At 66.0% G+C, this 13,031-nt stretch carries 9 protein-coding genes and 1 tRNA gene; 4 read left to right on the top strand and 6 right to left on the bottom strand.

The genetic code is table 11. The features are described 5' to 3' along the window. Positions 1-67: 67 nt before the first annotated feature. Positions 68-3,559: a transcription-repair coupling factor gene (mfd, locus tag DL238_RS09660; protein ID WP_115492065.1), complete on the top strand. Its 3,492-nt coding sequence runs from the start codon at positions 68-70 to the stop codon at positions 3,557-3,559. Here the strand turns inward: mfd and DL238_RS09655 are convergent. Both DL238_RS09655 and DL238_RS09650 read right to left on the bottom strand, forming a co-directional pair. Further along, a complete protein-coding gene (locus tag DL238_RS09655; RefSeq protein WP_115492064.1) occupies positions 3,556-4,617 on the bottom strand; it encodes an alpha/beta hydrolase family protein in 1,062 nt (353 codons plus the stop codon). The genes mfd and DL238_RS09655 overlap by 4 nt on opposite strands. Before the next feature lie 27 nt (positions 4,618-4,644). Continuing rightward, on the bottom strand, positions 4,645-5,931 hold the full coding sequence (locus DL238_RS09650) for an EAL domain-containing protein (protein ID WP_115492063.1): 1,287 nt from the start codon (positions 5,929-5,931) through the stop codon (positions 4,645-4,647). Between the two features lie 174 nt (positions 5,932-6,105). Here DL238_RS09650 and DL238_RS09645 point away from each other — a divergent pair, with 174 nt between their 5' ends. Together DL238_RS09645 and DL238_RS09640 are read left to right on the top strand one after the other, a co-directional pair. Continuing rightward, positions 6,106-6,894: an NAD kinase gene (locus tag DL238_RS09645; protein WP_115492062.1), complete on the top strand. Its 789-nt coding sequence runs from the start codon at positions 6,106-6,108 to the stop codon at positions 6,892-6,894. Positions 6,895-6,981: 87 nt separating this feature from the next. Then, a tRNA-Asn gene (locus tag DL238_RS09640) sits at positions 6,982-7,056 on the top strand. A 70-nt stretch (positions 7,057-7,126) separates the two neighbouring features. Here the strand turns inward: DL238_RS09640 and DL238_RS09635 are convergent. The 4 genes from DL238_RS09635 to DL238_RS09620 all read right to left on the bottom strand — a co-directional run bounded on the left by DL238_RS09635 (position 7,127) and on the right by DL238_RS09620 (position 11,645). Next, the gene (locus DL238_RS09635; RefSeq protein ID WP_234031097.1) at positions 7,127-7,873 is read right to left on the bottom strand and encodes a sulfite exporter TauE/SafE family protein; all 747 of its coding nucleotides are present in this window, start codon (positions 7,871-7,873) and stop codon (positions 7,127-7,129) included. After that, entirely contained in the window at positions 7,870-10,644 is a 2,775-nt protein-coding gene (secA, locus tag DL238_RS09630) for a preprotein translocase subunit SecA (protein WP_115492060.1), read from the bottom strand. The genes DL238_RS09635 and secA overlap by 4 nt, the downstream gene beginning before the upstream one ends. A 115-nt stretch (positions 10,645-10,759) precedes the next feature. Continuing rightward, positions 10,760-11,005 carry a hypothetical protein gene (locus tag DL238_RS09625; RefSeq protein WP_147291007.1) on the bottom strand — a complete coding sequence of 82 codons (246 nt, stop codon included), beginning with the start codon at positions 11,003-11,005 and terminating at the stop codon, positions 10,760-10,762. 88 nt (positions 11,006-11,093) lie between these two features. Beyond that, a complete protein-coding gene (locus DL238_RS09620; protein WP_181883884.1) occupies positions 11,094-11,645 on the bottom strand; it encodes an energy transducer TonB in 552 nt (183 codons plus the stop codon). Between the two features lie 151 nt (positions 11,646-11,796). Between DL238_RS09620 and argJ the strand changes: the two genes are divergently transcribed. Beyond that, on the top strand, positions 11,797-13,023 hold the full coding sequence (gene argJ, locus DL238_RS09615) for a bifunctional glutamate N-acetyltransferase/amino-acid acetyltransferase ArgJ (protein ID WP_115492057.1): 1,227 nt from the start codon (positions 11,797-11,799) through the stop codon (positions 13,021-13,023). Positions 13,024-13,031: the final 8 nt, after the last annotated feature.

The following is a 13,031-nucleotide window of genomic DNA, read 5'->3' as shown; positions in this document are numbered from 1 at the left end:
CCGATCCGGGCAGGGGGCAATTTTCGTGTGCGCGGAACGCCTTTGCGCAGGAGCGACTTAGACACCAATGCCCGATCTTTCCCGCATCCTCGCCGCCAAACAGCCGCTCACCTTCGCACAGGTCGCCCGCGGTGCGCAGCCGCTGGTCATGGCGGACATCGCCCGCGCCGCCAAACGTCGCGCCGTGTTCATCGCGCCCGAAGACAGCGCGATGCGCGCGGTCGCCGATGCCGCACGCTATTTCGCGCCCGAGCTGAGCGTGATCGAGCTGCCCGCATGGGATTGCCTGCCCTACGACCGCGCCAGCCCCGCGCTCTCGATCAGCACGCAGCGGCTCTCCGCGCTGCACCGCCTGCAGGCCGAGAAAGGCGCGCCGCAGCTGCTCGTCACCACCGCCAACGCGGTGCTCCAGCGCATGCTCACCCCGTTCCGCATTCGCGAGGCGGTGCGCGAGCTGAAACCCGGCGTCCATATCGGGCACGAGAGCCTGACCCAGCTGCTGCAGAAGCAGGGCTACAGCCGCACCGACACCGTGATCGACGCGGGCGAATTCGCGGTGCGCGGGTCGATCTTCGACATCTTTCCCTCCGGCCTAGAGCAAGGCCTGCGGCTCGATTTCTTCGGCGACGAGCTGGAAAGCCTGCGCCTGTTCGATCCGTCGACCCAGCGCACCACCGGCACGCTCGATTCCTTCCTGCTGCTGCCCGCCAGCGAGGTGCTGCTCGAAGACGCGACGATCAAGCGCTTCCGCTCCGGCTATCGCGAACGCTTCGGTGCGAACGCCACGCAGGACCCGCTTTACGAGGCGGTCAGCGAAGGTCGCCGGCAAGCCGGGATGGAGCACTGGCTGCCGCTGTTCGAGGAGCGGCTGGCGACGCTGTTCGACCACCTGGACGAGAGCGACCCGGTGGTGATCGACACCGGCGCGCTCGCCGCGTTCGAGGAGCGTATCTCCGACATCGCCGAATACCGCCGCACGCGGACCGAGACCGCCGGACAGAAGGCGGGCAGCTACAGACCGCTCGACCCGGAAGCGCTCTACCTGACGCAGGACGAGATCGACGGCGTGATGGGCAATCGCCCCGTCCACCGCGCGACCGGCTTCGACGAGCCCGAGAGCGACAGCGTGATCGATTTCGGCTTCCGCTCCGCCCGCGACTTCGCGCCCGAGCGTGCGCGCGGCGACAATGTGTACGAAGCGGCGGCCGCGCATTTCAAGGCCATCGCCAAGGCGGGCAAGCGCCCGCTGCTGGCCGCCTATTCGAAGGGGAGCCGCCAGCGCATCGGCTCGATCCTCGGCGAGGCGGGCACAAACGTCACGCTCGCCGAAAGCTGGCAGGATGCGCTGGGCAAGTCGGCCAAAGCCAAGCCCACCGCGATGATCCTGCCGCTCGACAGCGGCTTCGCCAGCGACGATATCGAGCTTGTCACTGAGCAGGACCTGCTGGGTGACCGGCTGGTGCGCCGGCGCAAGAAGCGCAAGGATTCCGATGCCTTCCTGAGCGAGCTTCAGGCGCTCTCGCGCGGCGACCTGGTGGTCCATACCGAACACGGCATCGGCAAGTATCTCGGCCTCGAACCGATCGCTGTCGGCAAGAGCCAGCACGACTGCGTGATGCTGGAGTACAAAGGCGGCGACAAGCTCTACATTCCGGTCGAGAACCTCGAAGTCCTCTCGCGTTACGGATCGTCCGAAGAGGCGGTCATGCTCGACCGGCTGGGCGGCGAGGCATGGCAGAAACGCCGCGCCCAGCTGCGCGAACGGATCCGCGAGATCGCCAGCGAACTGATGCGCACCGCCGCGCAGCGCGCGCTGAAAAAGGCGCCCGTGCTCGAAGCCGACGAGGCCAGCTACAATCAGTTCGTCGACCGCTTCCCGTGGGAGGAGACCGACGATCAGGAGCGCGCGATCGAAGACGTGCTGCGCGACCTCGAAAGCGGCAAGCCGATGGACAGGCTCGTTTGCGGCGATGTCGGCTTCGGCAAGACCGAGGTCGCGCTGCGCGCGGCGTTCGTCGCGGCGATGGGCGGCCAGCAGGTCGCTGTAGTGGCGCCCACCACCCTGCTCGCGCGCCAGCACTACCAGCATTTCGCCGAGCGCTTTGCCGGCTTCCCGCTCAAGGTCGGGCGCCTCAGCCGCCTCGTCCCGCCCAAGGAAGCGAGCGAGACGCGCGATGCACTGGCCGACGGGACGATGGATATCGTCATCGGCACGCACGCGATCCTCTCCAAGTCGACCAAGTTCAAGGATCTGGGCCTCGTGATCGTGGACGAGGAGCAGCGCTTTGGCGTCACCCACAAGGAAAAGCTCAAGACGCTGCGCGCCGACGTGCACATGCTCACGCTCACCGCGACGCCCATCCCGCGCACGCTGCAGATGGCGATGACCGGCCTGCGCGAGCTTTCCACCATCCAGACGCCGCCGGTCGACCGCCTCGCAGTGCGCACCTACGTGATGGAGTGGGATGACATGGTGATCCGCGAGGCGCTGCTGCGCGAACACCATCGCGGCGGGCAGAGCTTCATCGTGTGCCCGCGCATCGCGGACATGGAAGCGATCGAGGAATGGCTGCGCGAGAACGTGCCCGAGGTGAAGGTCGTCCCCGCGCACGGCCAGATGAGCCCGTCCGAGGTCGAGGACCGGATGAGCGCGTTCTACGAGAAGAAATACGACGTGCTGCTCTCGACCACGATCGTCGAAAGCGGGCTCGATATCTCGAGCGCGAACACGATCATCATCCACCGCGCCGACCGCTTCGGCCTCGCCCAGCTCTACCAGCTGCGCGGGCGCGTGGGCCGCGCGAAGCTGCGCGCCTATGCCTACCTCACCACGCCCGCCGACACCGCGCTGTCCGAAGTGGCGGAGAAGCGCCTCAAGGTGCTGAGCGATCTCGACAGCCTCGGCGCAGGGTTCCAGCTCGCCAGCCACGATCTCGACATTCGCGGCGCGGGCAACCTGCTGGGCGACGAACAGTCGGGCCACATCCGCGAAGTCGGCTTCGAACTCTACCAGTCGATGCTGGAGGACGCGATCCTGGCGGCCAAGGCGGGCGAGATGGGGCTGGAGAAGCCTGCGGAAGATTTCAGCCCGCAGATCACGGTCGATGCACCGATCATGATCCCCGAGGATTACGTGCCAGACCTCGCCGTGCGCATGGCGCTTTATCGCCGCCTCAACCAGGCGAGCGACAAGGCGGAGATCGAAGGACTGGCCGCCGAGATGATCGACCGCTTCGGCGAGCTTCCCTCCGCCACGCAGAACCTCGTCCGCCTGATCGAGATCAAGCACCAGGCGATCGCCGCCAATATCGCCAAGATCGATGTCGGCGCCCGCGGAACGCTGGTCACCTTTCACAAGGACGACTTCCCCAACCCCGGCGGCCTGCTCGCTTACGTGGACAAGCGCGCCGAGGCGGTGAAACTGCGTCCCGACATGAAGCTGGTGGTCAACCGGGCCTGGAACGACCCGCAAAGCCGCCTCAACGGCCTGTTCCAACTGACCAAGGGGCTGAGCGCCATCGCAAAGCGGACTGCGAAAAAGGAAGATGTTGCGGCCTAGCGTGCGGAAACGCCGAACCGCCGTGCCAGCCAGTCCGCCACCAATTCGAGCACTTCGGGCGCGTCCAGCATCGCACCTCCGGTGGCGTCACCGGTATCGGGATCCACCGGCTGGAACGTATGCCCGTATCCCGCCACGGTAAATACCGCCGCATCTGCGTTCCCCCGCAGCGCCTCGGCCGCAGCCGAAGCGTTGAGTTGCGCCTCTACCACGCGGTCCCGATCGGCGAATAGCGCGAGCACGGGGATATCCAGCGCCTGCAGATCCTCGAACGATCCGACGGCGTACATCGAACGGGTCTGCGGCGTGTCGAGTACGGCGTAGGTGTTCTCCGCCTCGGCTCGGGTGAAACCCGTTGCCACCATCGCCTCGATCACCGCTTCGCGCAGCGGTTCGATCTCGGCAGCTGATGCATCGCGTTGATAAGCGTCCATCAACGATTCGGTGGCCGCCACCAGGACATCCACCTGTTGATGGGCCTGCGGGTACGATCCCAGCAAGGTCCGGCGAAGCGCATCGAGGAAGAGCTCGCCCCGGCGGCCAACCGGCCCGGCGAATGTCACGACCGCAGCGATCTCGGAATCCTGTGCGGCCAGCGAAGGCGCCACGGTTCCGCCTTGGCTCAGCCCGCATACGCCGATGCGTGCTCCATCGATCGACTTGTGGATTCGCAGGGCACGGATAACCGCGTGCCCGTCGATCACGTGTTCGGTGATTGAATCGGTAAAGGTGCCGGTCGACTGGCCCGCGCCTCGCTTGTCCAACTCGAACATGGCGATGCCGCGTGCCAGCAGCCGTTCGGACAGCAGATGATAGCCGCCGCGCGACCACTTTCCCGAACCGGCAAAACACACGACCAGCGGGAACGGCCCCTCGCCGTGCCCCTTGGGCAGCCGCAGCGTGCCCGCGATGACGACACCGGGTACCGACGGAATCGCGAGTTGCTCAATCTCGCCGCTGGCAGGCACCTGCGCGCTGTCCAGTGCCATCTCCTGCGCCGTGGCAGGAGCGCCGAGCCAGAGCGTCGCCCACGCCAGACCGATCAGAAACTTTCCCATTTGCCCACCTCCCCCCCCTGTGCCTGTTCAGCCTTTTCGGGCCAGGTCCAGGAATTCCGCCTGCGCCATCGGCTTGGCACGCAGGAAGCCCTGATAGGCGGTGCAGCCTTCTTCCAGCGCGATCTGCCGCTGCGCCTCGTGCTCGACCCCCTCGGCCAGCACTTGCAGGTCGAGCGCACGGGCCATCGCCACCACCCCGCGCAGCACCGCCCGGTCGCGCGCGTTCTCGCGCACGCCGTCGAGCATCAGCCGGTCGAGCTTGAGGATGTCGAGCGGCAGGTATTTGAGATAGCCGAAATTGCAGAAGCCCGCGCCGAAATCGTCAAGCGCGATGGACATGCCCGCATCGCGCAACCTGCCGAGCGAGCGCGCGGCAAGGTCCAGATCGCCCAGCAACGCCTGCTCGGTGATTTCGAGCGTCACCCGCGCGGGATCGACTCCAAGATCGCCGACCATGTCGAGCATTTCCCGTGGGAAACGCGCCACCGCCAGATCGGCGGCGGTGATGTTGATCGAGCATTTCAGGCCCGTCGGCCAGGCAAGAACCGCTTTCAGCGAAGCACCCATCACCCGCCGCGTCAGCTGCGTGGTGAGGTCGGCGCGCGCCGCGATCCTCAGCAGCGCTTCGCCGCCGACCGAGCCGAGCAGCGGCTGTTCCCACCGGACCAGTGCCTCGGCCCCGATCAGTGCATCGTCCGACAGGCGGAACTGGGGCTGGAAATGGAGCGAGACGGCATTTTGGTCGAGCGCGCGGCGCAGTTCCGCCTCGACCTGGGCTCCGTCGAGCCCGGCGGGAGCCTCGTCGCGGTCGATCCACACGATCCTGCGCCCCGGCTCTCCCTTGAGGCCGACCTGCGCATCGCCGAGGCGGCCCAGCACGCTCGCCGGATCGTCGCCCGAAAGCGCGCGGATCAGCGCAATATGCGGCCAGAGCTGCGGTATGCCGATCGCCGTCCCCGCGAGCGGCTGGGCGATCCCGTCGGCCAGCGCTTCGGCGAGGAACTGCCACCGCTCGCGGCTCGCGGGTTCGCGCGTGGCGAGCAGGAACTTGCCCCCGTCGAGCCGCGCGGCGAACCATTGCCCGCCCTCGAACTCGTCTTCCGCGAAATGGCTGATCCGCCGCGCCACCTCGGTCAGCGCGAAATCGCCCGCCACCGCGCCGTGCGCCAGGTTGACGCTGTCGAACCGGCCGAGCACGAGCAGCAGCGCATGGACGCGGGTTTTCTCGCGCCCCAGCCACTCGCCCAGCGTCGCGCGCGCCTGCGCGGCGCTCGCAAGGCCGGTCAGCAGATCATGGTCGCCGGAGGCATGCATGCCCCCCTCTATCGCAACCCGCGCGCCGATGGGGAAGCCCAATGCGCGCGGCAATGCCCCGGCGTCCCGCAATGGGGCCGCATTGGGCCCGCAGACGGGCGCAATCTTGCCCGCGCATTGCAAAGTCCGGGCGCGCTCCATAGTCAGGGCGCAACACCTTTGGAGAGGACCGTGATGGCCGGGCAACCGCCCTATGAAAAACTGGCGCTGGCCATATCGAATACCGCGCTGGCGCAGGATACGGCGCGCGTGTTGGAGGATGCGCACGACTGGGTTGCGCAGGACGAGGCGGATGCGGTGATCGCGCTGGGCGGCGACGGCTTCATGCTGCAGACGCTCCACCGCATGCTCGACAGTGGCAACGTCCTGCCCGTCTACGGCGTCAACCGCGGTACGATGGGCTTCCTGATGAACAAGCACCGCCCCAAGGGCGCGCTGATCGACCGGGTCAACAAAAGCCGCGCGGTGGGCATTTCGCCGTTGCGGATGGAGGCGGTGACGCAGGACGGGCACACGCGCGTCGAGTGCGCATTGAACGAAGTCTCGCTGCTGCGCGAGACGCGCCAGACCGCCAAGATCGAGATCATGGTCGACGGCAAGACCCGAATCGAGGAACTGGTGGCGGACGGCGTGCTGGTCGCCACGCCCGCAGGCTCCACCGCCTACAACCTCTCTGCCAACGGCCCGATCCTGCCACTCGATTCGCAGCTGCTGGCGCTCACGCCGATAAGCGCCTTCCGCCCCCGGCGCTGGCGCGGCGCGATCCTGCCCGACCGCGCGCGCGTCACCTTCCGCATCAACGAGCCCGCAAAACGCCCCGTCGCCGCGGTGGCCGACCAGAAGGAAGTGCGCGACGTGGCCGAGGTGCACGTGGAGATCGCGCGCGATTCCGAGCTGACATTGCTGTTCGACAAGGGCCACTCGCTCGACGACCGGATCGTAGCCGAACAATTCATGGGCTGATTTGGCGTTTGTCGTTCGATTTGGCTTTGGGGGGCTTGCGCTATCCGGAACACCCCCATATAGGCGCGGGCCTGCCGATATGGCTGCTCCCCGATAGCTCAGCGGTAGAGTAGGTGACTGTTAATCACTTGGTCGTTGGTTCGAATCCAACTCGGGGAGCCATTTTTCACCAAATCGCTAGAGACCCGCTGCGGTGCGCCGATGATAGTCGTCGTTGCGGTCATCGCGCTGTCTAGGCCCCCAGTAGTAACCTTATCCCCACGAACAGCGTCAGCGCCGCGGTCAGCCACCGGATCAGTTGCGGCTTGAACAGGCGGACCGCGAAGAGGCTGCCGATCTGGCCGCCGATCGCCACGGCGATCATCAGCGGCAGGCCGGTGCTTGCCGCCGCGCCGAGCATATCGACGCCGTTCTTGGTCAGCTGCCCGGCAAGGCCGAACAGCGAATTGACGAGGATGAACAGACTTGCCGTTGCTGCGATCGCGCGCGGATTATCCCAGCGGACCAGATGGAGCAGCGGGGCGAGGAATATCCCGCCGCCGATCCCGACGAGGCCGGAGAGGTAGCCTATGGGCGCCGCCGCCAGCAGCATCGCGCGCGAGAATGTGCGGACATTTTCTTCGCCTTCGTGTTGCCGCGACAGGAGCAGCAGCAGGCCCGCCGCGCACAGGCTCGCACCGAGGAGCGCGAGGAAAGCGCGTTCACAGATAGGGGTCAGCCCTCCGAGCAGGGCGGCAGGGGCTGCAATGGACGTCAGCGCCAGCGCTCCGCGCCATGGGGTGATCCCGGCACGCGCGAAGCGGATCGTCCCGCCGATGACCACCGCGAGATTGCACAGGAGCGAGACCACCGGCAGCAGCCGGTAGTCGGTCCCTGCAAGCGCCAGCAGCGCGCTGTACGTCGATCCGCCGCCGAAGCCGACCGACGCATAGAGCAGCGCGGTCAGCGTGAAGGCGGCGAGGAGCGCTGCGAAGCCTATGCGCCCGCCCCGGCAGTGGCCGAGCCGGCGGCGCCGTGGCAGTGCTTGTACTTGTTACCCGACCCGCACGGGCATGGGGCATTGCGACTGATATCCTTCCCTGCCCACGGATTGTCGGACGCGCCGGCCGAGCCGCGCGGACCGGCATCGGCACGCGGGCTGCCCGCGAGCGAGCCGAACATCGCCGCCTTGGTCGATGAACCGTCGCCGTCGTTGCTGTCGTCGATCCCGGTCAGCGGGTCGATATGGCCGGTGAGGAAGTCGGGCAGGTCGGGCAGCTTCTGCTGCGGCGGAGCGACCCGCAATTCGTTGCGCAGCAGGATCTTCGTAATGTCCTCGCGCAGGGTTTCGAGCATCTTCTCGAACAGGCCGAAGGCTTCCTGCTTGTACTCGTTGATCGGCGTTTTCTGAGCGTAGGCACGCAGGAACACGACCTGACGCAGCGCATCGAGCGTGGCGAGGTGCTCCTTCCAGTGGAAGTCGAGCCGTTCGAGCAGGATCGCCTTCTCGACGCGCCGCCAAAGCTGCGGATCGGCCGCGGAGATCTTGCGATCCATCACCTCTTCGGCCTGTTCGCGCAGCCGGTCCTCGAACATCTCGGGGTCGACCGCGTCCTCCTCCAGCCACTCGTCGATGGGCGGCGTCAGGCCGAGCACGTCCTCGACCCGTTCCTTCAGGCCCGCGATGTTCCATTGTTCGGGGTAGGAGCCCGGCGGGCAGGCTTCGGCGACGATGGCGGAGATGGTGTCCTGCCGCATGTCGACAACCACATCGTCGACCGCTTCGGAGTCCATGATTTCCGCGCGCTGTTCGTAGATCACCTTGCGCTGGTCGTTCATCACGTCATCGTATTCGACGACCTGCTTGCGCGTGTCGTAGTTGCGCGCCTCGACCTTCTTCTGCGCGGTCTCGATCGCCTTGGAGAGCCACTTCGAGCCGATCGCCTCGCCATCCTTGAGGTTGGAGTTCATCATCCGGGCGAACAGCGTGTCCGGCCCGAAAATGCGCAGCAGATCGTCTTCGAGACACAGGTAGAAACGCGACAGGCCAGGGTCGCCCTGACGGCCCGAGCGGCCGCGCAGCTGGTTATCGATCCGGCGGCTTTCGTGGCGTTCGGTGCCGAGCACGAACAGACCGCCCGCCTCCAGCACCCTGGCCTTGTCCTGCGCCACCTGTTCCTTGATCTTCTCGATCGCCTTCTCGCGCTCCGGCCCCTCGGGCATGTCGCCAACCTCGTCCTCGATCAGGAAGTCGAGATTGCCGCCCAGCTGGATGTCGGTTCCGCGGCCGGCCATGTTGGTGGCGATGGTGACGGCGCCCGGGCGGCCCGCCTGCGCGACGATATGCGCCTCGCGCTCGTGCTGGCGGGCGTTGAGCACCTCGTGCTTCACGCCTTCCTTGTCGAGGAACTGGCTCAGCAGTTCGGACTTCTCGATGCTGACGGTGCCGACCAGGACCGGCTGGCCGATCTCGCTCTTTTCCTTGATGGCCTTCGCGATGGCCTGGAACTTGTCCATCGTGTTCTTGTAGAACTCGTCGTCCTCGTCGATCCGCTGGACGGGGACGTTGGTGGGGATTTCCACCACGTTCATCTTGTAGATTTCCCAGAATTCCGCCGCTTCGGTCGCGGCCGTGCCGGTCATGCCCGAAAGCTTAGGATACATGCGGAAGTAGTTCTGGAAGGTGATCGAGGCCATCGTCTGGTTCTCGGGCTCGATCTTCACGCCTTCCTTGGCCTCGACCGCCTGGTGCAGGCCGTTCGACCAGCGGCGGCCTTCCATCATGCGGCCGGTGAACTCGTCGATGATGACGACCTTGTCGTCCTTCACGATGTAGTTGTCGTCGCGCTTGAACATGATGTTGGCTTTGAGCGCCTGGTCGAGGTGGTGGACCACCTGCGTGTTCTCGACATCGTAGAGATTGTCGGTTTCGAGCAGGCCTGAATCGAGCAGCAGCTGCTCGATCGCGTCCGAACCTTCTTCGGTCCAGGTTATGTTCTTGCTCTTCTCGTCGGCCTCGTACCACTCGGGCTCGACCTTCTTCACGATCGCATCGATGGTGACGTAAAGGTCGGTCTTGTCCTCGGTGGGGCCGGAGATGATCAGCGGGGTGCGCGCCTCGTCGATCAGGATCGAGTCGACTTCGTCGATGATCGCGTGGTTGAACTTGCGCTGCACCATCTGGCTGCGCTCGTGCTTCATGTTGTCGCGCAGATAGTCGAAGCCGAATTCGTTGTTGGTGCCGTAGGTGATGTCGGCGGCATAGGCCTCGCGCCGCTCGAACTCGCCAAGGTTGGGAACGATCACGCCCACCGAGAGGCCCATCCAGCGATAGAGCTGGCCCATCCACTCGGCATCGCGCTTCGCCAGGTAGTCGTTCACGGTGATGACGTGGACGCCCTTGCCGTCGAGCGCGTTGAGGAAGGTGGCGAGCGTGGCGACCAGCGTCTTGCCTTCGCCCGTGCGCATTTCGGCGATCTCGCCGCGATGGAGCACGATGCCGCCGATCAACTGCACGTCGAAGTGCCGCATGCCGAGCACGCGGACCGATGCTTCGCGGCAGGTGGCAAAGGCTTCGGGCAGGATGTCGTCGAGCGTTTCGCCATTGGCAAGCCGGTCGCGCAGCTTGTGCGTCTGCGCCTGCAGGTCCTCGTCCGAAAGCGCCTGCATCTCGGGCTCGAGCGCGTTGATCGCCGCGACGATCTTGTGAAGCGACTTGACGTAACGGTCGTTGGACGACCCGAGGAAGGACTTGAAGAACGACTGGAGCATGGAAAACGCCTTGCAAATATGGAGGTGCGGATCTCGGCAGGACACGCCGATCATTCGCTGGAATATGGGAAAGCTTCGCCCCGACTGCGGGCGCGAAAGGGCAACCGGGCAGGCGCTATTGGCGCGAGCGGTCCACCCCGATGACGACGCGCGGCGCGTCGACGGATTCGATTGCGACGATGGCAACGGGCGTCTTCGCCGCGCCCGCAATCGTCGGCACCGGGCCGAAAATCTCGGCAAAAGAGGCCAGTTCCTGCTCGCCACCGGGCGCCTCGCCCGCTTCGACCTGGCTCGTACCATGGTCGTGCGCAAGCGCCTGCTCGGGCGCGCACAGCGCGCTCAGGCCGCTTAACAGAGCCATCAGCATGAGGATTTGGCGAAGCATTTGCGGGTTCACATAAGGTCGCATCTACGCAACGTCCAGCCGCAGGTGCGCGAGGGAAAGGGTTTTAATCCGGATCGTCGATCGTGATCCGCCCCTCCATGCGGACGCGTTTGCGCACTGGCTCGCCATCTTCGCCGCGGAATGGAGGATAGACGTCGCCCTCGGGGAAGCCGCAGGCCCAGCGCCGGGGCGGCCCATCGAGAACGGCGATTTCGCATTCGGAGACCGACCCATCACGCTCTATTACGAAACTATAGTCCCATTCGCCCTCGCGCGGTCGATTCCGCAATCCCTCGGCCAGACGGTCTTCGGGAATCACCCAGCGAACCGTGCCGTCGTACGTGCCGATAACGGGCCTGCCTTCAGTATCGGTGGCTGGCGTGAATTCGGCCCGCTTTGCCAGCATTTCGCAGGTCTTGCTCTGCAGCAACGCGGATGCCGAGCCACCCGTAGGAACACACGCCTGCACGCGTCCATCGATGCCGACGTCGACCGTGAAGGAAACCGTGCCCTCCACGTCGTTGAGGATCGCTTCTGAAGGGTAATCGGACGGGAGAATCCAGTCACCCGGGTTTCGAGGCGAGGCTCCTATCTGGCCCAGCGCGGGCAGAGCCAAGCCGCCACCTACACAGGATAGTATAGTGAATATCGCCACCCGTCTGATCGCCATGGCGCCCCTCCCGCTTCGATCCCGAAACTACAGTTAGCGGACGGCCGATGCAAAAGCGATTGTCGCACCTGCACGTTTTCCTCTAGCGACTGCCGCAATGGACCTGCCCCGCTCGCCCCTCGCCCTGCCCTTTCCCGACATCCCCGCGATCGACGGCGTGACGCTGCGTGTCGCCCGCGCGCGGTACAAGGAGTGGGACCGTGCCGACCTGACCTATGTCGAGCTGGCCGAAGGGACGAGCGTGGCGGGCGTCTTCACGCGCAGTGCGTGCCCTTCCAGCGAGGTCGAGCTGGGGCGCGAGCAGGTGAAGGAGGGGCGCGCGCGCGCCATCATCGTCAACGCGGGCAATTCGAACGCCTTCACCGGCTATCGCGGGCGCGAGGCGGTGGAGCAGATCATGGCGCAGGTCGCCGACCATCTGGGATGCGCGCGCGAGCAAGTATTCGTCTCCTCCACCGGAGTGATCGGCGTTCCGCTGCCCAAGGACAAGGCACGCGCGGGCGTGGAAGCGGCGCTTACGGCCGAACCGTGCGGGTGGGAGGATGCCGCCAACACCATCGGCACGACCGACACCTTCGCCAAGGGCGCGCATGCATCGGCGATGATCGGGGATACGCGGGTCGAGATCGGCGGGATCATCAAGGGTTCGGGCATGATCGCGCCCGACATGGCGACCATGCTCGGCTACGTCTTCACCGATGCGGCGGTCGAGCCTGCTTTCCTGCAAACGCTGCTGGACCGGATCAACGCGCAAACCTTTTCCTGCATCACTGTCGACGGCGACACCTCGACCAGCGACACCGTGCTGGCCTGTGCGACGGGCAAGGCGGGCCACGCGCCGATAAGCGCGTTCGACGATCCGGGAGCGGATGCCTTTGCCGCAGCGCTCGAGGATGTGTGCCGCCAGCTCGCCCATCTGGTCGTGCGCGACGGCGAAGGGGCGCGCAAGTTCATCGGCGTGAGCGTCAGCGGCGCGGTATCGGACGAGAGCGCGCGGACCATCGGCCTCTCGATCGCCAACTCACCGCTAGTGAAGACCGCGATCGCGGGCGGCGATGCGAACTGGGGCCGCGTGGTCATGGCCGTGGGCAAGGCGGGCGAACCGGCGGACCGCGACAAGCTCTCCATCGCGTTCGGCGGCCACTGGGCCGCGCGCGAGGGGCAGCCGGTGGCGGATTACGACGAAGCGCCGGTCGCCCGCCATCTGGAGGGCGACGCAATCGACATCGCGGTCGAAATTGGTCTGGGAGAGGGCCGCGCCACCGTGTGGACCTGCGACCTGACGCACGGATATATCGACATCAACGCGGATTACCGCTCTTGAGGAAACCA

The organism is Alteriqipengyuania lutimaris, from assembly GCF_003363135.1.
GTDB lineage: Bacteria > Pseudomonadota > Alphaproteobacteria > Sphingomonadales > Sphingomonadaceae > Alteriqipengyuania > Alteriqipengyuania lutimaris.
Note: the sequence above shows the minus strand (reverse complement) of the source record. Positions and strands in the feature narration are given on the sequence as shown.

What these genes read in the sequence shown, in the direction of transcription:
- mfd (WP_115492065.1), top strand. Translation starts at nt 68, where the DNA reads ATGCCCGATCTTTCCCGCATCCTCGCCGCCAAACAGCCGCTCACCTTC.
- DL238_RS09655 (WP_115492064.1), bottom strand. Translation starts at nt 4,617, where the DNA reads ATGGGAAAGTTTCTGATCGGTCTGGCGTGGGCGACGCTCTGGCTCGGC.
- DL238_RS09650 (WP_115492063.1), bottom strand. Translation starts at nt 5,931, where the DNA reads ATGCATGCCTCCGGCGACCATGATCTGCTGACCGGCCTTGCGAGCGCC.
- DL238_RS09645 (WP_115492062.1), top strand. Translation starts at nt 6,106, where the DNA reads ATGGCCGGGCAACCGCCCTATGAAAAACTGGCGCTGGCCATATCGAAT.
- secA (WP_115492060.1), bottom strand. Translation starts at nt 10,644, where the DNA reads ATGCTCCAGTCGTTCTTCAAGTCCTTCCTCGGGTCGTCCAACGACCGT.
- DL238_RS09625 (WP_147291007.1), bottom strand. Translation starts at nt 11,005, where the DNA reads ATGGCTCTGTTAAGCGGCCTGAGCGCGCTGTGCGCGCCCGAGCAGGCG.
- argJ (WP_115492057.1), top strand. Translation starts at nt 11,797, where the DNA reads ATGGACCTGCCCCGCTCGCCCCTCGCCCTGCCCTTTCCCGACATCCCC.